The sequence below is a fragment of the Rahnella sp. CG8 genome (assembly GCF_023701875.1).
Taxonomy (GTDB): Bacteria; Pseudomonadota; Gammaproteobacteria; order Enterobacterales; family Enterobacteriaceae; genus Rahnella; species Rahnella aceris.
Window position 1 is genome coordinate 149,875 of the sequence record NZ_JABAED010000008.1, and the last position, 23,950, is coordinate 173,824.

General features: G+C 52.7%; 21 protein-coding genes. 14 read left to right on the top strand and 7 right to left on the bottom strand.

The features are described 5' to 3' along the window. Positions 1 to 48: 48 nt before the first annotated feature. The 3 genes from hslR to HGO41_RS10165 form a co-directional block, all read right to left on the bottom strand. Positions 49 to 453 (bottom strand): ribosome-associated heat shock protein Hsp15, encoded by a 405-nt coding sequence (hslR, locus tag HGO41_RS10155; protein ID WP_013573605.1) that lies wholly within the window; start codon positions 451 to 453, stop codon positions 49 to 51. A 24-nt stretch (positions 454 to 477) separates the two neighbouring features. Continuing rightward, positions 478 to 1,167 carry a GMP/IMP nucleotidase gene (yrfG, locus tag HGO41_RS10160; RefSeq protein ID WP_013573606.1) on the bottom strand — a complete coding sequence of 230 codons (690 nt, stop codon included), beginning with the start codon at positions 1,165 to 1,167 and terminating at the stop codon, positions 478 to 480. 114 nt (positions 1,168 to 1,281) lie between these two features. Continuing rightward, complete coding sequence (locus tag HGO41_RS10165; RefSeq protein ID WP_014411507.1) at positions 1,282 to 3,429, bottom strand: intracellular growth attenuator family protein; 2,148 nt, start codon at positions 3,427 to 3,429, stop codon at positions 1,282 to 1,284. A 442-nt stretch (positions 3,430 to 3,871) separates the two neighbouring features. On the opposite strand from HGO41_RS10165, the gene nudE reads away from it, so the two are divergent. Next, a complete protein-coding gene (nudE, locus tag HGO41_RS10170) occupies positions 3,872 to 4,429 on the top strand; it encodes an ADP compounds hydrolase NudE (RefSeq protein ID WP_013573609.1) in 558 nt (185 codons plus the stop codon). A gap of 74 nt (positions 4,430 to 4,503) precedes the next feature. Here nudE and mrcA read toward each other — a convergent pair whose 3' ends face one another. Continuing rightward, positions 4,504 to 7,059, bottom strand: a complete 2,556-nt coding sequence (gene mrcA, locus HGO41_RS10175; RefSeq protein WP_013573610.1) for a peptidoglycan glycosyltransferase/peptidoglycan DD-transpeptidase MrcA — start codon at positions 7,057 to 7,059, stop codon at positions 4,504 to 4,506. Positions 7,060 to 7,180: 121 nt separating this feature from the next. Between mrcA and pilM the strand changes: the two genes are divergently transcribed. The 11 genes from pilM to trpS all read left to right on the top strand — a co-directional run bounded on the left by pilM (position 7,181) and on the right by trpS (position 17,224). Beyond that, positions 7,181 to 8,020, top strand: coding sequence for a pilus assembly protein PilM (pilM, locus tag HGO41_RS10180; RefSeq protein WP_013573611.1), 840 nt, complete (start codon positions 7,181 to 7,183; stop codon positions 8,018 to 8,020). After that, positions 8,020 to 8,583 (top strand): PilN domain-containing protein, encoded by a 564-nt coding sequence (locus HGO41_RS10185; protein ID WP_013573612.1) that lies wholly within the window; start codon positions 8,020 to 8,022, stop codon positions 8,581 to 8,583. The genes pilM and HGO41_RS10185 overlap by 1 nt, the downstream gene beginning before the upstream one ends. Beyond that, positions 8,580 to 9,440, top strand: coding sequence for a hypothetical protein (locus HGO41_RS10190; protein WP_013573613.1), 861 nt, complete (start codon positions 8,580 to 8,582; stop codon positions 9,438 to 9,440). Before HGO41_RS10185 ends, HGO41_RS10190 begins: the two co-directional genes overlap by 4 nt. After that, a complete protein-coding gene (hofQ, locus tag HGO41_RS10195) occupies positions 9,440 to 10,702 on the top strand; it encodes a DNA uptake porin HofQ (RefSeq protein WP_250981004.1) in 1,263 nt (420 codons plus the stop codon). Before HGO41_RS10190 ends, hofQ begins: the two co-directional genes overlap by 1 nt. 348 nt (positions 10,703 to 11,050) lie before the next feature. After that, positions 11,051 to 11,572, top strand: coding sequence for a shikimate kinase AroK (aroK, locus tag HGO41_RS10200; protein WP_014333540.1), 522 nt, complete (start codon positions 11,051 to 11,053; stop codon positions 11,570 to 11,572). 57 nt (positions 11,573 to 11,629) lie between these two features. Continuing rightward, positions 11,630 to 12,712 (top strand): 3-dehydroquinate synthase, encoded by a 1,083-nt coding sequence (gene aroB / locus HGO41_RS10205; protein ID WP_013573616.1) that lies wholly within the window; start codon positions 11,630 to 11,632, stop codon positions 12,710 to 12,712. A gap of 127 nt (positions 12,713 to 12,839) precedes the next feature. Further along, on the top strand, positions 12,840 to 13,889 hold the full coding sequence (locus HGO41_RS10210) for an SPOR domain-containing protein (protein WP_112151928.1): 1,050 nt from the start codon (positions 12,840 to 12,842) through the stop codon (positions 13,887 to 13,889). Between the two features lie 82 nt (positions 13,890 to 13,971). Further along, complete coding sequence (gene dam, locus HGO41_RS10215) at positions 13,972 to 14,787, top strand: adenine-specific DNA-methyltransferase (RefSeq protein ID WP_013573618.1); 816 nt, start codon at positions 13,972 to 13,974, stop codon at positions 14,785 to 14,787. Positions 14,788 to 14,837: 50 nt separating this feature from the next. Further along, complete coding sequence (gene rpe, locus HGO41_RS10220) at positions 14,838 to 15,515, top strand: ribulose-phosphate 3-epimerase (protein WP_013573619.1); 678 nt, start codon at positions 14,838 to 14,840, stop codon at positions 15,513 to 15,515. Then, positions 15,508 to 16,206 carry a phosphoglycolate phosphatase gene (locus HGO41_RS10225; protein ID WP_013573620.1) on the top strand — a complete coding sequence of 233 codons (699 nt, stop codon included), beginning with the start codon at positions 15,508 to 15,510 and terminating at the stop codon, positions 16,204 to 16,206. Before rpe ends, HGO41_RS10225 begins: the two co-directional genes overlap by 8 nt. 1 nt (position 16,207) lies before the next feature. Next, a complete protein-coding gene (gene trpS, locus HGO41_RS10230) occupies positions 16,208 to 17,224 on the top strand; it encodes a tryptophan--tRNA ligase (protein ID WP_013573621.1) in 1,017 nt (338 codons plus the stop codon). A 79-nt stretch (positions 17,225 to 17,303) separates the two neighbouring features. Here trpS and cysG read toward each other — a convergent pair whose 3' ends face one another. The 3 genes from cysG to nirB form a co-directional block, all read right to left on the bottom strand. Next, positions 17,304 to 18,698 (bottom strand): siroheme synthase CysG, encoded by a 1,395-nt coding sequence (cysG, locus tag HGO41_RS10235; RefSeq protein ID WP_112151927.1) that lies wholly within the window; start codon positions 18,696 to 18,698, stop codon positions 17,304 to 17,306. A gap of 91 nt (positions 18,699 to 18,789) precedes the next feature. Then, entirely contained in the window at positions 18,790 to 19,140 is a 351-nt protein-coding gene (gene nirD / locus HGO41_RS10240; RefSeq protein WP_119261122.1) for a nitrite reductase small subunit NirD, read from the bottom strand. Then, on the bottom strand, positions 19,137 to 21,689 hold the full coding sequence (gene nirB, locus HGO41_RS10245) for a nitrite reductase large subunit NirB (RefSeq protein ID WP_013573624.1): 2,553 nt from the start codon (positions 21,687 to 21,689) through the stop codon (positions 19,137 to 19,139). Before nirB ends, nirD begins: the two co-directional genes overlap by 4 nt. Positions 21,690 to 21,912: 223 nt before the next feature. Between nirB and HGO41_RS10250 the strand changes: the two genes are divergently transcribed. Then, a complete protein-coding gene (locus HGO41_RS10250; RefSeq protein ID WP_013573625.1) occupies positions 21,913 to 23,196 on the top strand; it encodes a cytosine deaminase in 1,284 nt (427 codons plus the stop codon). 145 nt (positions 23,197 to 23,341) lie between these two features. Beyond that, complete coding sequence (gene ppiA / locus HGO41_RS10255) at positions 23,342 to 23,908, top strand: peptidylprolyl isomerase A (RefSeq protein ID WP_013573626.1); 567 nt, start codon at positions 23,342 to 23,344, stop codon at positions 23,906 to 23,908. Positions 23,909 to 23,950: the final 42 nt, after the last annotated feature.

The following is a 23,950-nucleotide window of genomic DNA, read 5'->3' on the forward strand; positions in this document are numbered from 1 at the left end:
CTGTTTAGCGAACTCAAATCCTTCATCCCTCCTGGAAGGACTTGGGATTTATTCAGAATCGCCATATTTAAATTTGATCAGGTTGCGGCGTTCCTTTTTGTCCGGACGTCTGTCCGGATGCGGCATCGCGTTCATTTTGCGTGCTTCGGAGATTTTTTCCCGGCTGGCAATGCTCGCCTCAGTTTCCTGATACAGTTTCTGTGCTTCTTCTGCACTACGGCGCTGAGTGGTCAGCCCCAGAACGATGATCGTTTTTGAGTCATTTCCCTGACGCAATGTAATTTCGGCATTCAGTTCCATCAGCTTGCTGGGTTTCCCCCGCTGACCGTTGTAATGCACTTTGCCGCCATCAATCATCTCGCGTGCCAGCGCGCGGGTCTTATAAAAACGAGCCGCCCACAACCATTTATCGAGGCGCACTGCATTATCGTCGTCTTCCGTTTTACCTTTCATATTCTTCCCCTGAGCGTACCGGTGTTACTTAGCCGGGCCTGTTACGGGGTGAATTGCAGGCAACAGGCTGCGGTAATCATTGATGGAAGGATGTCCTTCAAATGACTTATTTGCCATGGTCGAGTCCGGATTTTCTACACCCAGACAATAGCGGATGCCGAAGGTTTTTGCCGCATTCAGGATCGGTTCACCGTCATCGACAAATAATGTCCTGTCGGGATTAAAGCCCGTTTGTTGCTGAACTGCAGACCACAGCCGCTGATCTTCCTTCGGATAACCAAATGTGTGGGTGGAAAGTAATAAATCAAGGTGCTGGTCTAATCCGGTATGTTCAATTTTAACGGAAAGACTGTGCGGATGCGCATTGGTGAGCAAAATTGTCTGTCGTCCGCTTTCACGCAGATGAGCCAGAAACGGCAGCGTGTCGTCGCGAAGACGTGCATTTTTGCCGATGTTCGTCGTCATCTGGTAGATATCCAGACTCAGCCTTTCACTCCAGTAGTCGAAGCAATACCAGTTCATGGTGTGCTGGACGGCGAGATATTCGTCATGAATTAACTGGCGCGCGTTTTCAAGCGGGATCGCACGCTGCTGGCTAAGGGCAAGAGGGACATCCTGCAACCAGAACTGGCTGTCAAAAGCCAGATCCAGCAATGTGCCGTCCATATCCAGTAAAACAGTATCGATGCATTGCCAGTCAAAATCGGGGGGCATGAAGACTCCAGGTTCTTGCGGCTGTGAGAAACCGCAGGGGCGAACAGATGAAAGCAGGGAAGGGCGTCAGGGTAGCATAATCTGACCGGGTGGCGCAGGGACACCCGGTGGTTTTCAGCCCAGTTTTTGCACGGGGATTGGCATTAACGTGGGATGAAAGCAGGAGTTATAATATTGCTGAATATCGTCGATTCTGCGCTTATCTTTGATGAAACGGCGGGTAAACAGCACGAGATTGACCGCCAGAACACCGATTAACAGTAACAGTAATAAGCTGGTGCCCAGATAGCGCCAGAGCGTTGAGATATCCGGCTCGCTGTGCAACGAAATGTGACGGGTTCCGTTAGCATCAATGCTGATACTGGTGATCACGCCCTGCGCACTGAACGGTGTATGTAGCAGGAGTGTCGATAATTGTTGCAGTTGCTTCCACTGCTCCTGAGGCGGGTTAGCAAACACGCTGACCGGAGGCGTGGGCATTTCAATCAACTGGCGTCCTTCATCGTTACTGATCAAGAATCCGCCCGGTGGCGGGCTGTTAAGGCTGTCAGCGGCGCGACGGGTTTCCTGAACAAAGAAAGAAGACGTTGCGTTATTCACCAGTTCACTCAGCGATTGCGCGCTGACCGGACGCAGCAGAACGTTAATCCCCTGCAATGTGCCTGCTTTTGCCCGCTTCACCAGCGAATTCCAGTTGCTCGAATTGCCCAGATTCACCAGCGCATTTTTCAGACGAACACAATCGTTACTGTTTCCGCATAGCGTTTCGGTTTTCAGCACGATATCCGCGAAATCATCAAGCAGGATCATCCCGGATTTCTCGATGGCGGTGGCCAGTTGCGGGTTAATGTTTTGCTCGGGGGTTTGGTTCTGGCCGGGATGCAGCTGGTTGTTCACCGTGGTTTGCAGCGCTGTAGCTGCATCAATAATTTCTGACTGCGGCACCGGCAGCGGCGTCGCGGTATTCCAGTAAATCGCGGAACAATCAAAAGGCATAAAACCGGATGCAGAACGGCTGGCCGCCGGTGGCACATAACACATGCCGGTACCCTGAACTTTCAGGGTGTCGCCGACGCGCAGGGCAGCCTTTTCCAGTTCCTGTACGCTGTTAACCTGCGAACTTTGTGCACCTTGCAGCCAGGCTACGCTGAGTTTGAGCGGCAGGCCAAGCGGCACATAAACCAGTAACGCCAGCAGCAAGAGGAAAGCGCTGGTGGCGAGCACCAGGTTTCTTCCCCACTGCTGGAGCGGGAATCTTTTCACTTCCTCGTGCAGTGTCAGATAGCTTCCCTGGCGGACAACGTGGCTGTTCATATAGACTTCCACGTCCGTTGGCTGTCCGAGATCACGACCAATATAGGGCTGCCAGTGAGGCGGATAAATCAGGTCTACCGCACCGAGCGAAATATTGCTGATATCACCTTGTTTGGATTCACCGAACAAACCCCAGCGTTTAGGTAAGCCGCGCAGGCAATGAATTTCCTTACGATTTTTACCTAAACGTTCAGACACAAACCGCCAGATAACCCAGGCGGCTAATCCTGCCGAAATCACCAGCAACCAGGGCAGAAATATCACCGGACTTTGCAGTGTGATGAAAAGCAGAAGCAGAATAGCGGAAACAGCCAGCGCTTCTTTTACACCATTCGAACGGGTCAGCGCATGCTCTTCACGTGTTTCGCGACGCACTTTGACCAGTTCAATATGCTCGCTTTCTTCATGACGGATAGACGCATTTTGCGGCTGAGAAGGTATCACCGCCGAAACCGGCGCCGGGCCTTCGTAAACGTGCTCGGTCAGCGTATGACCGTTGAGTGAAATCACCAGCGGCAGAGTCTGTGTTTTGATCAGCTCGACCTGGTTTTCCTGAGCAATGTATTGCTCCCAGAATGGCGGCAGGTGAATTTCAGTAGAATCGAGGAAGTAACGCCATTTGTTAGGATCTTCGCTCGCCACCCCATAACGGGTGATCGCGCGGGTCAGGCTATAAACATTTTCGCTTTTGGTGGTCAGCGTCAGTTTATCGCGCAGGATAATCAGATTATTGCGGTGGGTGATCGGTGTCTGGCCGAGGCCTTCATTTTGTCGCAGATAGCGTTCTACTGCGTCGCGTTCTTTCTGGGAGAGTTTGCGCTGACTGGGTGTGGAAAAACGCACGACTGACTCGCCGCGTTGGCGGCGACGCAATACGAGCCAAAAATAAGACGCTGTGGCAATAATTGCGATACACAACAACACCAGTGTCACGACTACTGTGCTCATCCGATCCCCGTTCAGACGTGGGTGACTTACGTCAACTCTGTGAAAGTATTATACATATAACGAAATGCACATTCTGCGCATGGGTGCTTTTTGATAGGAATTTTATTATTGTTAACCTGAATCGCGTGCACAAAAATACCACGCTAGAGGATACCTGCATTTGGGAATTAACGGGTATCGGTATAATCCTATTTTTAAGTGAGAGTGTTTTTGTTAAAGCAAAAATGTGACAGCCATGAGTCAACGTGTTTTTTTTGCGCGATTAACGGCGATTATTTAGTGACATTTTGAACGGGAAACAGGCAGGACAAAGACAGTTTTTCAGTAAAGATTGCGATGCTGACGTTCCTTAACGCACAATGACTACCGGTAGCGGCTTTTGAACAGACAAACGAACCCATTAGAACACCTCTGGTCAGGTGAATAATAAGTTGGGGATGAGATGACACAACACCTGCAAAAACCGAAAATTACGAAGGTGGAAACCGTAGCCCGTTCGCGATTATTCACCATCGAATCTGTTGATCTGACATTCAGCAATGGCGCTGAACGCGTGTATGAACGCATGCGTCCTTCCGATCGTGAAGCGGTGATGATTGTACCGATCATTGATGATGAGCTGTTGTTAATTCAGGAATATGCCGTTGGGATTGAAAGCTACGAGCTGGGTTTTCCCAAGGGCCTGATTGATCCGGGTGAAGGTGTGCTTGAGGCGGCGAACCGGGAACTGATGGAAGAAGTGGGCTACGGTGCACGGCACTTTGACGTGCTGGCAAAACTGACCATGGCACCTTCTTACTTCTCCAGTCGCATGAATATCGTCATTGCTAAAGATTTGTATATGAAAAGCCTGGAAGGTGATGAGCCGGAACCTTTGCCACAAACGCGCTGGCCGGTGTCACGCATGATGGAACTGTTGCAACATCCCGATTTTTGCGAAGCCCGCAACGTGAGTGCGTTATTTCTGGCGCATGAGTTTCTGATGCGCAATGCCCGCTGAGCCTGCGATAAAACATCATTAAAAAAGCCGGTCATGCATTACGCAGACCGGCTTTTTGCTTTACAGCTCAGGCATCAGAACAGTTCGTGTTCCTGACCGTTATCCATGATGGTTGTTCCGACCTCATGTACAGCATGTTCTGTCGGCTGAGTCCCGTCGATAAAGTATTCCGGGCGACTGTTACCGCCGCCGTCAGAAAGCTTACCGGTACTCTTATCGATAGTGACGGTCACCACACCCGGAGGCGGAGTCTGTGGCTGTTCCGGCACTCCTTCCAGCACGGCTTTCATGTAATCATCCCAGGCTGGCTGAGCACTTTTCGCGCCGCCTTCGGCACCGGAGATTTGATCCGGGATGACACCGGAAGCCGTCGAACGGCCCAAATCACGACGGTGATCGTCAAAGCCAATCCAGACTGATGTCACCACGTCAGGGCCATATCCGGAGAACCAGGCATCTTTCGAGCTGTTGGTTGTCCCGGTTTTGCCGCCAATGTCGTGACGTTTCAGGTCGCGTCCTGCGCGCCAGCCCGTCCCCATCCAGCCCGGTTCCCCGAAGATGTTGGAGTTCAGTGCATCACTGATCAGGAATGACAGAGGAGTACTGATCACATGCGGTGCGTATTGCTGTGCGGCATCAACCTGTGGCGAGTTCGGCGGAACCTGCTCAAGTTGTGGCGTTGGCACACTGGTATTGTTATTGATGGTGGACGTAGCAACATTTTCTACGTTGTCATCCGACAGCACGGCAGATTTCTGCGTATCCCCATAAATAACCGGAATATTACAGGTACGGCAGGCGATTTTAGGTTTGGCTTCAAACTGAACCTGGCCGGATTCATCCACGATTTTGGTGATGAAATACGGGTCAACCAGATAACCGCCGTTGGTCAGTGTGGCGTAACCGCGCACCACCTGTAACGGAGTGAATGAAGCAGAACCCAATGCCAGTGATTCGGAATGAACAATGTTCGCCGCCGGGAAGCCAAAACGCTGCAGATATTCAGCCGCGTAATCCACACCCATCGCACGCATCGCACGCACCATCACCACGTTTTTAGACTCGCCCAGACCCTGACGTAAACGGATCGGACCGTAATACGTTGGCGGGGAGTTCTTCGGCCGCCAGTCGGTACCGGCACCGGCATCCCAGCGGGTGATTGGCATGTCATTCAGGATAGTCGCCAGCGTCAGGCCTTTATCCATTGCTGCGGTATACAGGAAAGGTTTGATGTTCGAACCGAGCTGACGAACCGCCTGATTGGCGCGGTTAAACTTACTCTGGTTGAAGTCAAAGCCGCCGACCAGTGCTTCAATGGCACCGTCGTTTGGATTGAGTGAAACGATGGCTGAGTTGACATCAGGCACCTGCGCCAGCCACCAGTCATCACCCACTTTACGTACCCAAACTTGCTGACCAGGGCGCACCACGTCAGTGACTTTTTTCGGTGTCGGGCCCTGAGCATTGTCATTACGGTAAGGTCGCGCCCAGCGCATGCCGCTGAATGGCAGGCTGATGACCGCGCGGTTGGACATCGTTGCCGTCGCCTGAGCGTCGTCCGTTGCGGTGATAACGGCCGGGAACAGCGGGCCATACACCGGCAGGGTTTTCAGCGACTGAACAATCTTGTCCTGATCCCACGCAGGTTCACCCACTTTCCATAACTGATTTGACGGGCCACGGTAACCGTGGCGCATATCGTAATTGAGCACGTTGGTGCGCAGGGCTTCCTGCGCGGCCAGCTGGGTTTTCTTGGTAATGGTGGTGTAAACCATGTAGCCATCGTTATAAGCGTTGTCGCCATAACGTTTCACCATCTCCTGACGCACCATTTCGGTCAGATACGGCGCAGAAAACTCGATATGTGGAGCATGATAATTCGCCACCAGCGGCTCAGCACGCGCCTGATCGTACTGGGCCTGCGTGATGTATTTCTCATCCAGCATACGCGCCAGTACGGTGTTGCGACGCGCCAGAGAACGATCGTGAGAATACAGCGGATTGAAGGTTGACGGTGCTTTTGGCAGACCGGCAATCACCGCCATTTCACTGAGCGTCAGTTGGTTGACATTTTTCCCGAAGTAAACCTGTGCAGCGGCACCCACGCCATAAGCGCGATAACCGAGATAGATTTTATTCAGATACAGCTCAAGGATTTCATCTTTGGACATCATCTGCTCAATGCGGATGGCCAGAAATGCTTCCTTGATTTTACGGGTCAGCGTGCGTTCAGGACTCAGGAAGAAGTTACGGGCCAGTTGCTGAGTAATGGTACTCGCGCCCTGTGAGGCGTGGCCGGACACCAGCGCAACGGAAGCCGCACGGAAAATACCGATCGGGTCCACGCCGTGATGTTCATAGAAACGACTGTCTTCTGTCGCGATAAACGCATGCACCAGTTCCGGTGGGATCTGGTCGAGTTTCAGTGGGATACGGCGCTTTTCACCATATTGAGCGATTAAATCACCCTCGGCACTGAAAACTTGCATCGGTGTTTGCAAGCGCACGTCTTTAAGCGTGGCGACATCGGGTAGCTGTGGCTCGATATATTTATACAAACCGAAGATCGAGGCGGCTCCCAGCAAAATGCAACACACTGCAAGAATCAATAAATACTTTACGAACTTCACCTGAGATTTCCCATTAAGTGTCAATTGGGCAGTTTATAAACAACCGCGCGGTAGTATAAAGGCAAGCCAGCAACATGGATACGTTCTTTTATTTACCTGACGATATGGAGATTGGGCGAAAATGCGACTACAAGCATGGCAGGTAGGTCTGGATATTCAAGCCGGTTTTGCCCGTGCGATCGCCGTTCAGCGGCGGCGTCATGGCTGGCAATTACGTCACTGGTGGCAGCATCCTTTGCCTCCTTTCACATTGCGGGAGGGGATATTACATGAGACCGCGCCGCTGATCGCCCTTTTATCGTGCTGGCGAAAAACGCTGCCGACGTCTTTTTCATTACGAATAAGCCTTCCTGCACAACGTATTATGCAACAGCGAATGGCCGCGCCCGATGCCCGGTTGGGTGAGCCGCAGCGCAGTGCGTTTATTTTCGCTAACGCCGCGAAACAATTCCCCCTCGGCATGGAACATCTGGTGATGGACTACCGGGCTGATCCTCATGGTGATAATCAGTTGGTGGTTACAGCCGCAAGGCAGCAGGAAATTGAACAGTGGGTGCGATGCATGGCGCAGGCACGGTTGTTCCCGGATGCTATTGAACTGGCCCCTTGCGCACTTCAGATGGCGGCCTGTGCTGCCGGCGTTCCGGGTGATGCATTGCTGATTCATCCCCTTGACGATGCCTTTCTCTGGGCTTCGCCGCACAGCTTGCCGTTCCAGTTTGGCTTGCTGGATCACGCAGAGGCCATGACTGAAACCTCAATTTCTCAGAAGATCCGCACACAGTATCGCGCGGCCGCATTATGCCACGCGGAGGACTATTTCAGTGGCGAATCGCCATCTGCGGTAATGCAATGCTGGTCGCCATTAAGCGCAATCGCGCAATTGTCCGCGCCTTTGCCTGCGAATCCCGGTGCATTTGCGCCCGCCGTCGGGCTGGCTATTCGTCAGGCGGATTACTGATGCTCCAGGTCAATTTATTACCGTGGCGAAAGCTGCGCCGTCAAAAGCGGATGCGTTGCTGGCTGAAGATTTTCGTTTCGTTTCCGGTCTCTGTGGTGGTCTGTGCCTGGCTTCTGGCCGCTTTCATTGTGCAGGAGCGGACGTTATTGCAGGTGAAGCTGTCAGCGCTAAATTCAGGCATTCAAAAGATTATGCTTCAGCAGCGTCGTGTGGAGGCCGCATCAGCACAGGTAAAGGTTCTGACTGAAGCACGTCTTTTGAGCCACCAGCGTGTGCAGCGGAGCCGGGACTATCTGCAATTATTGGAGCTGCTGGCGTTAAAAATGCCCGAAGAACTGTGGCTGACTGAGCTGACAGAACATCAGGGAATGCTGACGTTAAAAGGTGAAGGGCGGTTGTACCACGACATTCTGGCATTGAGCGACATGCTGTCGGCAGGAGACTTGCTCAGCAAGGTCAGTCTTTCTGATGTACAGCAACAGCCCAACCAGAATCTGAGCTTCGTGATGAAAACGCAGTTTCGCGCTGAAAGGCCACTGCCTGCGCCGGAAGTACCGCAATGACCGGTTTTCTATCAGAGCGTATTGAACCGCTGATGGAAAAACCCGGCTGGCAGCGGGTATTCATTCTGACCGCATGTTTAGTGATGATGGTTTTAACGCTGTATCAGTTCGGATTGCGCGGATTATGGCAGCAACAGGAAACCCTGAAACGGGAGATTGACATCGCACAACAGACCCTTTCCCTGGCTCAGGTGACGCTAATGCGCATGATTCCACTGGAAAGACTGGAGCAGGAACTGGCCGGTAATGCGACATCACTGCGCAAAAGCCTGCCTCTTGAGCAAGCGTTTTCCCGGCCACTGAAAGACTCTCAGGCGGTGCTGATTCGCTGGCAACCCGTTTCGCAACCGAAACAAGAACCGCAGGGTGAGTTGCAGTTGCAGGTGACTTTTACCGAACTGATGCATTTTCTTCATGCGCTGTTGCAACGTCCCGAACAGCCTGCGTTTAGCGAGCTGAATCTGCATACCACCGGTGGTGGTGGGATGAAAGCATCAGTGTTACTGACACAAACCGCGCCAGCGGCGGAGTTTGTTAGCAGTGTCGTCGCATCGAAAGCCGTGCGTGATCCGTTTAATACGCCACAGACACCCGACTGTGCTGGTGTTTCTCCGTTATCTGAATGGCTGTTAAGCGGGATTTCAGATGTCGGAGGGCAACGTTATGGCTGGCTGCTTTCTCCGCAGGGGCGCTGGAATAAAGTCGAAACAGGTTCACTCGTTGGGATGCCGCAATGGACGGTTGAAGTGCTCAGCAGTGTGCAGGTTGAACTTAGCCTCAGTGACGCACGTTGCGGCTTACAGCGTCAGATTATCAGGCTGGGTAAAGGTAATGATTCTCCAGGGAAAGGAAAATAATGAAATACGTAAATAAACGGATTGTGCTGTTTTTGCTGTGTTTATGTCTTAGCCCGGTGAAAGCCGGTACGCCACCGCTGATTTCGCTGGAGTTTCAGTCCTCGCCGGTCGGCTTGGTATTGCAGGCGCTGGCGGATGCCCGGCAACTGAATCTGGTCACCGCACCGGGTTTGGACGGGCAGATGAGTGTGAAACTCAAAGATGTGTCGTGGCAGCAGGCGCTCGACATCATTCTGCAAATGAACCATCTCACCAGTCAGTTGCAGGGCAACGTTTTATTGGTGTCGCCTGAAGAAGACCCGCAGGTTGTACAACAGCGGATAAAAGATGCCGCCGATCAGCAGGCGCTGCAAAGCCCGCTGATCAGCCTCACCGTCCCTTTGCAATATGCGGATGCGAAAGAGACGGCGCTTAGCCTGAACGCTCAGAAAGGATCGCTGTTGTCGCAAAAAGGCAATGCTTCTGCAGATACCCGCACCAATACGCTATTGTTACGTGACACGCAGGCGGCGCTGGATGTGGTGGCACCGTGGGTAAAGGAGATGGATTTACCCCTCCAGCAGGTCCAGCTGGCGGCGCATATCGTCACCATGAACAGCGAAAGCCTGCGCGAACTTGGAGTGCGCTGGGGATTTACCGGGGAGGAACCCATTACAAAAGCGGTGCGCATGAACAATTTCAGTATGGGAATGCCGGTCGAAAATCCGATATTTACTGCCGGCTTCAATCTTGCACACATCAGCGGGCGGATCCTTGATCTCGAACTGACGGCGCTTGAGCAGGAAGATAAGGTCGATATTATTGCCAGCCCGCGGCTGCTGACGGCGCATATGCAGACTGCCAGTATTAAACAGGGAACGGAAATCCCGTATCAGGTTTCCAGCGGGGCGAGTGGCAGCACGTCGATCGAATTCAAAGAAGCGGTGCTGGGAATGGAAGTCATGCCGAAAATTCAGCGTGACGGGCGTATTCAACTGGCGTTGCAGATTAGCCAGAACATGCCGGGGCGAAGTATCAAACAGTCCGAAGGCGAGGCGCTGGCGATCGATAAGCAGGAAATAAAAACCCAGGTGACGGTAAAAAACGGGGAAACGATCGTACTCGGCGGGATATTCCAGCGTAAAAACCAAAAAACGGATACGAAAGTCCCTGTCCTGGGTGACATTCCGGTGGTCGGTTCTTTGTTTAAACACCAATACACCAATGAACAGCGGCGTGAGTTGGTGATTTTCATCACTCCGACCTTAATCCTCACCCGTTAAATGGGTATTCTTAACCCTTGTAAATGACTTAATAACGTTGAGCGCATGCAACTTTTTGTGTTGCAAGAGGCTTCTGAGTTTGACGCTGCCGTCGATTTAGCTTACAAGGGTTACCGAATTGAGCACCGTGATCTTTTTATTACGACAGACACGCCGATAAAAACGTACGGTTTCCCTCCTGCGGCGTGCAAAGTGATTTATTCGGTTGCCAAACTACCAAGAGTGTTGAGATAATTTTTTTCTGATCTCGCACTATATCGCTCATGAGGTTTCAGTTTAGGTCCCGCCGCTAATTTGATTGGCGGGGCGGGTTATCATCAACGAATTGTCTTAGTAATACCGAAAAACATGGCAGAGAAACGCAATATCTTTCTGGTTGGGCCTATGGGTGCCGGCAAAAGCACTATTGGTCGACAGTTAGCTCAGCAACTCAATATGGAGTTTTTCGACTCCGATCACGAAATTGAGCGACGTACCGGAGCTGATGTGGGCTGGGTATTTGATTTGGAAGGCGAAGACGGATTCCGCGACCGCGAAGAAAAAGTGATCAACGAACTGACCGAAAAACAAGGCATTGTTCTGGCGACAGGTGGCGGTTCCGTGAAATCACGTGAAACCCGTAACCGTTTGTCAGCGCGTGGCGTTGTCGTCTATCTTGAAACTACCATCGAAAAACAACTGGCGCGTACACAACGCGACAAAAAACGTCCATTATTACAAGTGAGTGCTCCGCCGCGTGAAGTGCTTGAAGCACTGGCGAGAGAGCGCAATCCTTTGTATGAAGAGATTGCCGACGTCACTATTCGTACCGATGATCAAAGTGCCAAAGTCGTTGCTAACCAGATTATCAATATGCTGGAAAGTAACTGATTATTGGTGTCCATCATTGCCTGAGGGTGTCAGTTAAAGAAGGTCACAGAGCACGACATGGAGAGGATTACCGTAACGTTAGGGGAGCGTAGCTACCCCATTACGATTGCTGCCGGATTGTTCCACGATCCGGCTTCTTTTATGCCGGTAAAGGCAGGCGATCAGGTCATGATAGTGACCAATGAAACCCTTGCCCCTCTCTATCTGGATGCAATTCGTTCAGTGCTGGAGCAGGCAGGCGTTCGTGTTGATCAGGTCATTTTGCCTGATGGTGAACAATACAAATCCCTGACTGTTCTAAATGACGTGTTCTCCGCGCTACTCGAAAAGCCGCACGGACGTGATACGACTCTGATCGCTCTTGGTGGTGGCGTAGTCGGTGATTTAACCGGCTTCGCTGCAGCCAGTTATCAGCGCGGTGTACGCTTTGTTCAGGTGCCAACCACGCTGCTTTCTCAGGTTGATTCCTCCGTTGGCGGTAAAACAGCGGTAAACCATCCGCTCGGAAAAAACATGATCGGCGCTTTTTATCAGCCTGCGTCGGTGGTGGTTGATCTCGACTGTCTGCGAACTCTGCCTGCCCGTGAAATGTCATCGGGTCTTGCGGAAGTTATCAAATACGGCATTATTTTGGATGCTGATTTCTTTGTGTGGCTTGAAGACAACATGGATGCTTTACTGGCGCTGGATATGAATGCGCTGGCGTATTGCATCCGTCGTTGCTGCGAGCTGAAAGCCGAGGTTGTGGCTGCCGATGAACGTGAAAACGGACTGCGCGCCTTGCTGAATCTGGGCCATACTTACGGCCATGCTATTGAAGCAGAAATGGGTTACGGTAACTGGTTACATGGCGAAGCTGTGGCAGCTGGAATGGTGATGGCGTGTTATACAGCTCATCGCCTGGGGCAGTTCAGTCTGGGTGATATCGCCCGGGTGAAAGCCCTGCTGACCCGCGCAGGTTTGCCTGTGACGGGCCCCGAAGTTATGGACGCGCAGTCTTATCTGCCGCACATGATGCGTGATAAGAAAGTACTGGCTGGCGAGCTGCGTCTGGTTTTACCGAAAGCAATTGGTCAGTCTGAAGTACGCTCCGGCGTATCGCATGAAATGGTGCTGGCTTCGATTGAAGATTGCCGTTAAGACTGTGGCCATAATGATGGCCAGATAACGACCGATTTTACGTTTGCCAGCAAAGCTTTATATTTTTAGTCAGGATAGTTGCTCCGCGTAAAGCCTCTTGAGGCTTTTGCCGGGTTGGAGGTTTTAGATGGATGATTTAACACCGGAAGACGATCTCAAACCAGACACCAGCGATCGCCGCCCACCGCGCGCGCGCAAACCGTCTCCTTCCATTCCAAAAGTCGCTGTATCCCGTCAGTACGTGATGATCGGCATCGGGATTGTGGTGCTGGTATTGCTGATTGTCGGTATCGGCTCAGCCATGAAGTCACCTTCCTCCAGCCAGCCTGCTCAGCAGACCAATGGTCCGAAAGACATCAGTCTCTCAGGTAACGATGCTGCGGCACCTGCTCAACCTTCTGCTCAGGCTCAGGCTAATACGGCGCAAGCCGTAGACGGTCAACAGCCAGCTGATGGCCAGCAACCGAAGAGTATCGGTTTACCGCCAGTTTCCCCGACACCAACCGAAGCCGAGCCTGTTCCCAATAATGGTCAGGCGAAAGAACGTGTCGATTTGCCGGGTGATATGAGCGATGCGCTTTCTTCCCAGCAAAATCAGGTCGATGGCGTGGCACAAGGCAGTATGGCACCTGCGGCTCAGTCACTGACTTCTTTGCCGACCGCACCAGCGACCGTCAACGGTTCAGCTCATACTCAGGCGCCGGCAGGTTCTCAGCCGTCAGCCACCCATGTACGTCCGGCACAGTCTTCGCGTAATGCGCAGCCTGCTCATACCTCGAAACAGGCTGAGCATAAGACATCAGCAACGGCGTCGCATACCGCGAAAACGCCGGCAACCAAATCCTCCGCGTCACCTGCTCCGGTTGCCTCTGCACCGGCAACAGCTTCTGGCAGCACATCTGCCATTAAGTCTGCGCCAGGTACGCACTTTACCCTGCAACTGAGCGGCGCTTCTCAGTCCAATACACTGAATGCGTTTGCAAAACAGCAGGGCCTGAAAAATTATCTGGTTTATCAGACCGCCCGCGACGGGAAGCCGTGGTTTGTACTGGTGAGTGGTAACTACGCTTCTTCTGCAGAAGCCAAACGTGCTATTTCCAGCTTGCCTGCGGAAGTTCAGGCGAAAAAACCGTGGGTCAAGCCTGTACATCAGGTACAGCAAGACCTGAAAAAATGAAACTGATCTCAACGCGATTTGCTGTCTAAAAACAGGATACAATCCGCGGCTGTGAATTGTATATAAGTAGCTAACTGACGGCATGAAGAAGAACCGCGCGTTTTTGAAGTGGGCTGGCGGCAAATACCCGCTGATTGATGACATCAAACGTCATCTTCCGGTGGGAGATTGTCTGATTGAGCCTTTTGTTGGCGCGGGCTCCGTATTTTTGAATACCGAGTATGACGCTTATATTCTGGCGGACATCAATAGCGACCTGATCAATCTCTACAACATTGTGAAGACACGCACTGAAGAATTTGTGCGTGATGCTCACGTGCTTTTTACGCCAGAGTTTAACGAATCAGATCGTTTTTACGGCCTGAGGGCTGAGTTTAATGCCAGCAGCGATACTTATCGTCGCTCGGTACTTTTCCTCTATCTTAACCGCCATTGTTACAACGGCCTGTGTCGTTATAATCTCAGTGGCGCGTTTAATGTGCCTTTCGGGCGTTATAAAAAGCCTTATTTTCCTGAAGAAGAACTCTACTGGTTTGCTGAAAAAGCGAAGAATGCAGTATTCGTGTGTGAGCATTATCAGGACACGTTGCTGAAAGCGCAGTCTGGCTCGGTGGTTTATTGTGATCCGCCTTATGCCCCGCTTTCTGCGACAGCAAATTTTACGGCGTACCACACCAACAGTTTTAGCATGGATGATCAGCGTAATCTGGCTCGTCTGGCGTATCAGCTTTCCAATGAGAACGATGTGCCGGTGCTGATTTCCAACCACGAAACACCACTTACGCTGGAATGGTATGCACAGGCGAAACAGCTGCACCGCGTGTCAGCGCGTCGCACTATCAGCAGTAAAGTTGCCCAGCGCAGCATGGTGAATGAACTTTTAGCGCTATATCGCTGATTACCGGCCAAGCGGTGATCATCGGATAAACCTATCGTTTGGAGAAGCGGATGAAACAGTTTTTGATTGCACCGTCCATTCTGTCTGCTGACTTTGCCCGTTTGGGCGAAGACACAGCGAAAGCTCTGGAAGCGGGCGGAGATGTGGTCCATTTTGATGTGATGGACAACCACTACGTCCCCAATCTGACGATGGGGCCAGCCATTCTTAAATCACTGCGTAACTACGGCATTACCGCGCCGATCGATGTTCACCTGATGGTCAAACCGGTTGATCGTCTGATCCCGGATTTTGCCGAAGCCGGTGCCTCTTACATTACTTTCCATCCCGAAGCGTCCGAGCATGTTGACCGCTCCCTGCAGCTGATTAAAAGCCATGGCTGTAAAGCCGGTCTGGTGTTTAACCCGGCAACCTCCCTGAGCTATCTCGAATACGTGATGGATAAACTCGACGTGATCCTGCTGATGTCGGTGAATCCTGGCTTCGGCGGGCAGTCGTTTATTCCGGGCACACTGGATAAACTGCGTCAGGTTCGCAAGATTATTGATGCCAGCGGTTATGACATTCGTCTGGAAGTAGACGGTGGTGTGAAAGCCGACAATATCGGCGAAATCGCCGCTGCCGGTGCAGATATGTTTGTCGCCGGTTCCGCTATCTTCAATCAGCCGGATTACCGCACGGTGATTGACCATATGCGCAGTGAACTGGCTAAGGTCTCACATGACTGAAATTCTCGCCGCCCGCGGTTTAGGTTTTGACCTCGACGGTACGCTGGTCGACAGCGCGCCGGGTCTCTCTGAAGCCATGGATATGGCGCTGCGTGATTTCAATTTACCTGTCGCAGGCGTTGAGCGTCTCAGTACCTGGATTGGCAATGGTGCTGACGTGATGGTTGAACGTGCCGTTCGCTGGGCCGAAGGTGATTTGTCGCCAGAGTTTCTGCAGAAAGTGCGCGATAAATTCGATCACTATTATGCCGATACTGCCGCAGGTGGCAGCCGTTTATACCCGCAAGTCAAAGAGACGCTGGCTGCACTGGCCGCAGCCGGGCTGCCAATGGGGCTGGTGACCAACAAACCCACGCCTTTCATCGCGCCTTTGTTGCAATCGTTGGGTATCGACAGCTATTTCACGGTCGTGATTGGCGGCGACGATGTCGTGGCGAAAAAACCGCATCCGGCACCGGTCTACATGACCCTGGCACTGCTCGGATTGCGCGCCAGTGAAATGGTTTTTGTCGGTGATTCTCGCAATGATATTCATGCTGCGCAGGCCGCTGGTTGTCCGTGTGTGGGCATGACTTACGGCTATAACTACGGTGAAACTATCGCGCTGACCAAACCCGATCGCGTACTGGATAATTTCGCCGACCTTTTGCCCACTTTAGGGCTGTTATCTTTAAAAGATCAGGAAGCATAAAATGAGTAAACCCATCGTATTTAGTGGCGCACAGCCCTCAGGCGAATTGACCATTGGCAACTACATGGGTGCGCTGCGTCAATGGGTCAAAATGCAGGACGATTACGAATGCATTTACTGCATCGTCGATTTGCACGCGATCACCGTGCGTCAGGATGCGGAAAAGCTGCGCAAAGCGACGCTGGACACGCTGGCGCTGTATCTGGCGGTCGGCATTGATCCGAAGAAAAGTACCATCTTCGTGCAGTCTCATGTTCCTGAACATAGTCAGCTAAGCTGGGCGCTGAATTGCTACACCTATTTCGGTGAGCTGGGTCGTATGACGCAGTTTAAAGACAAATCAGCGCGCTATGAAACCTCCAACAGCGAAAGCATCACTGCTGGCCTGTTTGATTATCCGGTGCTGATGGCGGCGGATATTCTGCTGTACCAGACCAATCAGGTGCCGGTTGGTGAAGACCAGAAACAACATCTGGAACTGAGCCGCGATATCGCCGCACGTTTCAACGCGCTTTATGGCGATGTGTTTACCGTGCCGGAGCCGTTCATTCCGAAATCCGGTGCACGCGTGATGTCATTGCAGGAACCGACCAAGAAGATGTCAAAGTCGGATGACAACCGTAAAAACGTGATTGGCCTGCTGGAAGATCCGAAAGCGGTGACCAAAAAAATTAAAAGCGCGATGACGGATTCTGAAGAGCCGCCTGTCATCCGTTACGATATTAAAAACAAACCAGGCGTTTCTAACCTGCTGGATATCCTTTCTGGTGTGACGGGCAAAGCCATTCCTGAGCTGGAAGCTGAATTTGAAGGCCAGATGTATGGTCATCTGAAAGGTGCCGTTGCTGAAGCGGTTTCAGGCATGCTCACTGAAGTGCAGGAACGTTTTAACCGCTTCCGCAGTGACGAAGCTTATCTGCAACAGGTCATGAAAGAAGGGGCTGAGAAAGCCCGTGCCCGTGCCAGCGTGACGCTGAAGAAGGCCTACGAAGCTATTGGCTTCGTTACTCTTCCCTAATTTCTGCTTTGGCCGTTAAATCAAAACCACGTCTTTGGACGTGGTTTTTTGCTTTCAGATCCTCAGTAAACCGCTGTGCTCAATCCGATGGCATCGCTACGGTTTCGCTGGCAAACCAGTTGAGTTTCTGACGTAAGCTCACCACGCTGCCGACAATAATCAGACTGGGGCTTTGCACCTTTTTCGCCAGATTTTCGAGCTCTGTGAGCTTCCCTGTCACCACTCGTTGTTGCTGGCTGGTGCCGTTTTCTACCAGTGCGACAGGCGTTTCTGCTGCCAGGCCATTCTCCAGCAACCGGCGCTGGATCTCTCCGGCCTGCGTAAGCCCCATATAAAACACCAGTGTTTGCTGAGTTTGCGCCATGCAGGCCCAGTCTAAAACTCCATCCTGCTTCGCATGGCCGGTGATCAGCCGCACGCTTTGCGCGTGGTCGCGGTGGGTCAGCGGAATACCGCTGTAAGCGGAACAACCGGAGGCCGCCGTGATGCCCGGCACCACGGAGAACGCGATGCCTGCGGCTTTCAGTGCTTCCAGTTCTTCGCCGCCACGACCAAAGATAAACGGATCGCCCCCTTTGAGACGGACAACGCGTTTGCCCATCTGCGCCTGTTCCAGCAGGATTTCATTGATGCGCTCCTGCGGCACACAATGGTGTCCGGCACGTTTGCCCACGAAAATCCGCTCCGCGTCGCGACGTGCCAGATTAAGCACGCTGTCAGAAACCAGCCGGTCGTAAACCACCACGTCGGCCAGTTGCATCTGTTGCAAGCCTTTGAGCGTCAGTAATCCGGCATCGCCCGGTCCGGCGCCGACCAGAATCACTTCGCCATGTTTATCCACGGGCTCGCGGAATAACCCTTCAAGATATTCGTGGCTTTGCGCGTTGTCATTGTTCGCCAGCGACTGCGCCAGGCGATGATGATTAAACAGTTTTTCCCACCAGCGACGGCGCTCAGAAGCATCAGGAAAATGTGTTTTTACCCGCGCCCGCAATCCGCCCGCGACCTGTGCCAGTTTGCCCAGATGCTGCGGCAGAATGGATTCCAGACGTTCGCGCAGCAAACGCGCGAGTACCGGCGCATTACCGCCGGAAGACACCGCGATCATCAGCGGAGAACGGTCAATGATCGACGGCATGATCACGCTGGCACTTTCCGGCGCATCGACCACGTTGCAGAACACGCGGCGGTGATCTGCGGCTTCGCTGACTTCCTGATTCACCAGATCGGAATCGGTCGCAGCGATCACCAGCCATTTTTCATCCACCAGCAGCGGTGAAAATTCACCGCGTAACAGGCGGACTTTGCCTTCATCTGCCCAGATCTGAAATTGCGGCGTAAAGGTGAGGGCGTTCACCGTTAGTTTTGCGCCAGCTTCCAGCAGCAAACGCGCTTTACGCTCTGCAACATCACCGGCACCGACCAGTAAGCAGGCTCTGTTTTTTAACTGACAAAAAAGGGGCAGGTAATCCATAGATAATATTCTCTGAGGCGGCGTTCTTTGAAATAGCGTTCTTTGGAATGAATAATAACGCCGCCCGGAGGCGGCGTGGAAGGCGCGGCGTTTAGCCGATTTCAGCCCGAAGCCTGGCGGTGTTGATTTCCACATTTCCGTCCTGTACGCGGACCTCGTAAGCCGGAATCGAATACTGCTCGTCTTCCATGCAGACACCGTCGGTCAGGCGGAAATGCTGTTTTTTCAGCGGACTGGCTACCCAAAGCTCGCCCTGATGTTCAGCGATAATCCCGCGTGACAGCACGCTGGCCTGTGCGAAAGGGTCGATGTTCGACAGCGCAAAAATCTGCTCATCAGCATAAGGACGAAACAGCGCGACCTGCTGATCGCCTGCCAGTGCGCAAACACCGCATGCAGGCAGGATCTGGTCGACAGAACAAAGCGTTAACCATTGGCTCATAATACTTCCTCCCCGTCGGCGATTTGTCTTACCGGGATACGTTCGTCAGGACGCGCCGGACGATGTTGCTGACGCTCACCGACGAACTGCACGTTCGGGTCACGCTGGCTGCTGTTGATAAAGTGACTGAAGCGGGTTTGCGCCGCCGGATCGTTCAGCGTTTCCTGCCATTCACAAACCGCTGAGTCGCGCAGGCGTGTCAGTTCGGCTTCAAGCTGGTCGTTAAGTCCCAGTTTGTTATCGATGATGACTTTACGCAGGTAGTCGATACCGCCTTCGAGATTGTCCATCCAGACCGAGGTACGTTGCAGTTTATCGGCAGTGCGGATGTAGAACATCATGAAACGGTCGAGATAACGCAGCAGGGTGTCGTTATCCAGATCGGCGGCCAGTAAATCACCGTGCCGTGGTTTCATGCCGCCGTTGCCGCAGACATACAGGTTCCAGCCGTTTTCCGTGGCGATAATCCCCACGTCTTTGCCCTGTGCTTCCGAGCATTCACGGGTACAACCGGACACGCCAAATTTCATTTTGTGGGGCGTGCGGATGCCTTTGTAGCGGTTTTCCAGGCTGATGCCGAAACCGAGGCTGTCGCCCACGCCGTAACGGCACCAGGTGCTGCCGACGCAGGTTTTTGCCATACGCAGGGCTTTGGCATAGGCCTGACCGGTTTCGAAGCCGGCGTTAATCAGTTTCTGCCAGATGGCGGGTAAATCGTCCTTTTGCGCGCCGAACATGCCGATACGCTGCGAGCCGGTAATTTTGGTGTAGAGATTGTATTCAGCTGCGATTTCACCAATTGCCTGCAAGCCTTGCGGTGTGATTTCACCGCCCGGCGAGCGCGGTATAACGGAATAGGTACCGTCTTTTTGCATGTTAGCAAGGAACACATCGTTGGTATCCTGCAATGGCGTGTGCTGCGGTTTCAGCACGTAATCGTTCCAGCAGGAAGCCAGCAGCGATCCGACGGTCGGTTTACAGACTTCACAACCGTAGCCTTTGCCGTATTTATTCAGCAAGTCGTCGAATGAGCGGATACCTTCCACGCGGATCAGGTGATAAAGCTCCTGGCGCGAATAGGCGAAGTGTTCGCACAGATGATGGTTAACTTCGATGCCTTGTTTGCTGAGTTCAGCATTTAGCACCTGCGTTACCAGCGGGATACAGCCGCCGCAACCGGTACCGGCTTTGGTCGCCGATTTCAGTGCCGCCACGGTGTGACAACCGCCCTGAACCGCTTTGATGATATCGCCTTTGGTGACGTCAAAACACGAACAGATTTGCGCGCTTTCCGGCAGGGCATCGGTGCCAATCACCGCGCCACCGCTGCCTGCGTGAGCGGGCAGGATCAGCGCATCGGGATTTTCCGGCAGTGGAATACTGTTCAGCACCAGTTGCAGCAGATTGCCGTAATCGCTGGTATCACCGACCAGCACGGCACCGAGCAGCGTTTTATTGTCTTCGCTGACCACCAGGCGTTTGTACAACGCTTTGGTTTCATCCAGATAAACGTAGCTGCGTGCGCCCGGCGTGCGGGCATGCGCGTCGCCGATACCGGCCACATCCACGCCTAACAGTTTCAGTTTGGCGCTCATGTCTGCGCCGGTGAAGGCGTTATCGCGACCGAGTAAATGATCAGCGGTGACCTGCGCCATTTTGTAGCCCGGTGCCACCAGACCGAAAGTACGCTGATTCCACGAAGCACATTCGCCGATGGCGTACACATCCGGGTCACTGGTCTGGCACTGGTCGTTAATCACAATGCCACCGCGCGGAGCGATCTCTAAATCACACTGGCGCGCCAGTTTGTCCTGCGGACGGATACCGGTGGAGAATACGATGAAATCGACTTCAAGGAAGGTGCCATCGGCGAACTCCATCGTTTTACGGGCAGACGTGCCGCCCTGAACAATCTGTTGAGTATTTTTGGCGGTGTGGACGCGTACGCCCATGCTTTCGATTTTCTGGCGTAGCTGGCTGCCGCCCTGCGTATCGAGTTGTTCCGCCATCAGGCCGGGGGCGAATTCTACCACGTGGGTTTCAACCCCGAGGTTTTTCAATGCACCGGCGGCTTCAAGGCCGAGTAAACCGCCGCCGACCACGGCACCGCGTTTGCTACGACGGGCGCAGGATTCGATGGCATGTAAGTCTTCAATGGTGCGGTAAACGAAGCAATCCTGACTGTCAGAACCCGCGATCGGCGGCACCCACGGGTAGGAGCCGGTGGCGATAATCAGTTTGTCGTAATACACCGTGCGGCCGCTGCTGGAATGAATGACTTTTTCACTGCGGTTGAGCGTAATCGCCCGTTCGCCAATCAGCACATTGACGTTATGTTTTTCGTAGAATCCTTCGCGAACCAGCGACAGTTCTTCGGCAGTATGATGTGAAAAATAAGAGGAAAGATGGACGCGGTCATAGGCCACGCGCGGCTCTTCACAAAATACCGTGATATCGAACTGGCCCGGTTCTGCTTTATCCAGTAAATCTTCGATAAAGCGATGGCCGACCATGCCGTTGCCAATAATCGCGATTCTGACTTTGCTCATAATTGCCTCAATATTGATTTTCTGAGGCTAAACATAACCCGCGCGTAACAGGGGGTATTGATGCAAATCAAGCCAGTTCCAATATACTCCTTAGGGGGTATTTGACTGATTTTATTGGGTTTTTGCGTAACCTTTCGATTTATAAACACTTTCAGGCTATTGTTCTAAGATTGGCTTTAACATCACCGACAACGCAGTCTTACTAAAAATGATGAGGTAACGCGTGACGAAAACTCTTTTGCGTACCGTGAAAAATGTACGGTTGCCTGACCGGGAAGGGTTGTGGCAGATAGATATCGAAGGCGGCGTGATACGCCAGATTGTCCCTCAATGGGATAATGCCGACTATGGCGAGCATATCCTGGATGCTGAAGGGGGGTTGGCAATCCCTCCTTTTATCGAGCCGCACATTCATCTCGATACCACTCAAACCGCCGGTCAGCCAGCCTGGAATCAGTCCGGTACGTTATTTGAAGGCATTGAACGCTGGGCAGAACGCAAGGCGCTGTTGTCGCATGAAGACGTCAAACAGCGCGCCTGGCAGACGCTAAAGTGGCAGATAGCCAACGGCATCCAGCATGTGCGCACCCATGTGGATGTGTCTGATCCGACGCTGACGGCACTCAAAGCCATGCTGGAAGTGAAAGCTGAAGTCGCGCCGTGGGTCACGCTGCAAATTGTGGCGTTTCCGCAGGAAGGCATCATGTCGTACCCGAACGGCGAAGCCTTGCTGGAAGAGGCGCTGAAGCTGGGCGCTGACGTCGTCGGTGCGATTCCCCATTTCGAGTTCACCCGCGAATACGGTGTGGAATCGCTGCATAAAACCTTCGAACTGGCGAAAAAATACGACAAGCTGATCGACGTCCATTGCGATGAAATTGACGATGAGCAGTCGCGTTTTGTCGAAACTGTGGCCGCGCTGGCCCTGCGTGAAAACATGGGCGCTCGCGTTACCGCCAGCCATACCACCGCGATGCATTCCTATAACGGCGCGTACACTTCGCGTTTATTCCGCTTGCTGAAAATGTCAGGTATCAACTTTGTCGCCAATCCGCTGGTCAATATCCACCTGCAGGGACGGTTTGACACCTATCCGAAACGCCGCGGTATTACGCGTGTGAAAGAAATGCTGGAGGCGGGGATCAACGTCTGTTTCGGCCATGATGATGTGTTTGACCCGTGGTATCCGCTCGGCACCGCCAATATGTTGCAGGTACTGCACATGGGGCTGCATGTCTGTCAGCTGATGGGATATCAGCAAATTAATGACGGGCTGAAGCTCATCACCACCTACAGCGCCCGCACTATGAATCTGCAAGGTTACGGTCTGGAAAGTGGCTATGCTGCCAGCCTGGTGATCCTGCCAGCACAAAGTGGTTTCGACGCGGTGCGCCGCCAGACACCGGTACAATATTCTCTGCGCGAGGGCGTACTGATCGCGCAAACACAGCTGGCAAAAACCCTCATCCATCTTGATGAAGATCACGCTGTGGATTTCAACAGCTAAGGCAGTGAAAAATATGATGTAATATTCTGAAATAATTGGAATATTTATTCCCAAGCGTAAATAAAGGTAAAGGTCTGGCGCTAAGCGTAAAGCCTCTTTAGAATCAGTGGGATCTGTTGTTTGTATTCTGAAGAAAGGAACCGTCATGTTTAAACGTACTTTAGTGGCCCTGACTGCGCTGCTATCCCTGACTGCAATGGAGCCTGTTCTTGCGGCCGCCCAAACCCATGTCATGCTGACCACTTCAGCGGGGAATATCGAATTGGAACTCGACAGTGCGAAGGCACCGGTTTCTGTGAAGAATTTCGTTGATTACGCTCAGAGCGGCTATTACAACAACACCATTTTCCACCGCGTGATCCCGGGCTTCATGGTGCAGGGTGGCGGTTTTACGGCTGACATGCAGCAAAAAGCGCCCAAAGAGCCGATCAAGAACGAAGCGGACAATGGCCTGCGTAACCTGCGCGGCACCATCGCCATGGCGCGTACTGCCGATAAAGACAGCGCGACCAGCCAGTTCTTCATCAACGTGGCAGATAACGCCTTCCTCGATCACGGTCAGCGTGATTTCGGCTATGCCGTATTCGGTAAAGTCATTAAAGGGATGGATGTGGTAGACAAAATGTCTCAGGTCAAAACGGATAATGTCGGGCCTTACCAGAACGTGCCGACGACGCCGATTGTGATCCTGTCTGCGAAAGTGCTGCCTTAATTTTTCAGCCCTTCCTCCAGAATACTGTTTTTCTAAGCCTCC

Excerpts from the sequence above, each read along its gene's own strand:
- hslR (WP_013573605.1), bottom strand. The coding sequence starts at position 453 with ATGAAAGGTAAAACGGAAGACGACGATAATGCAGTGCGCCTCGATAAA.
- yrfG (WP_013573606.1), bottom strand. The coding sequence starts at position 1,167 with ATGCCCCCCGATTTTGACTGGCAATGCATCGATACTGTTTTACTGGAT.
- HGO41_RS10165 (WP_014411507.1), bottom strand. The coding sequence starts at position 3,429 with ATGAGCACAGTAGTCGTGACACTGGTGTTGTTGTGTATCGCAATTATT.
- nudE (WP_013573609.1), top strand. The coding sequence starts at position 3,872 with ATGACACAACACCTGCAAAAACCGAAAATTACGAAGGTGGAAACCGTA.
- pilM (WP_013573611.1), top strand. The coding sequence starts at position 7,181 with ATGCGACTACAAGCATGGCAGGTAGGTCTGGATATTCAAGCCGGTTTT.
- HGO41_RS10185 (WP_013573612.1), top strand. The coding sequence starts at position 8,020 with ATGCTCCAGGTCAATTTATTACCGTGGCGAAAGCTGCGCCGTCAAAAG.
- HGO41_RS10190 (WP_013573613.1), top strand. The coding sequence starts at position 8,580 with ATGACCGGTTTTCTATCAGAGCGTATTGAACCGCTGATGGAAAAACCC.
- hofQ (WP_250981004.1), top strand. The coding sequence starts at position 9,440 with ATGAAATACGTAAATAAACGGATTGTGCTGTTTTTGCTGTGTTTATGT.
- aroK (WP_014333540.1), top strand. The coding sequence starts at position 11,051 with ATGGCAGAGAAACGCAATATCTTTCTGGTTGGGCCTATGGGTGCCGGC.
- aroB (WP_013573616.1), top strand. The coding sequence starts at position 11,630 with ATGGAGAGGATTACCGTAACGTTAGGGGAGCGTAGCTACCCCATTACG.
- HGO41_RS10210 (WP_112151928.1), top strand. The coding sequence starts at position 12,840 with ATGGATGATTTAACACCGGAAGACGATCTCAAACCAGACACCAGCGAT.
- dam (WP_013573618.1), top strand. The coding sequence starts at position 13,972 with ATGAAGAAGAACCGCGCGTTTTTGAAGTGGGCTGGCGGCAAATACCCG.
- rpe (WP_013573619.1), top strand. The coding sequence starts at position 14,838 with ATGAAACAGTTTTTGATTGCACCGTCCATTCTGTCTGCTGACTTTGCC.
- HGO41_RS10225 (WP_013573620.1), top strand. The coding sequence starts at position 15,508 with ATGACTGAAATTCTCGCCGCCCGCGGTTTAGGTTTTGACCTCGACGGT.
- trpS (WP_013573621.1), top strand. The coding sequence starts at position 16,208 with ATGAGTAAACCCATCGTATTTAGTGGCGCACAGCCCTCAGGCGAATTG.
- cysG (WP_112151927.1), bottom strand. The coding sequence starts at position 18,698 with ATGGATTACCTGCCCCTTTTTTGTCAGTTAAAAAACAGAGCCTGCTTA.
- nirD (WP_119261122.1), bottom strand. The coding sequence starts at position 19,140 with ATGAGCCAATGGTTAACGCTTTGTTCTGTCGACCAGATCCTGCCTGCA.
- nirB (WP_013573624.1), bottom strand. The coding sequence starts at position 21,689 with ATGAGCAAAGTCAGAATCGCGATTATTGGCAACGGCATGGTCGGCCAT.
- ppiA (WP_013573626.1), top strand. The coding sequence starts at position 23,342 with ATGTTTAAACGTACTTTAGTGGCCCTGACTGCGCTGCTATCCCTGACT.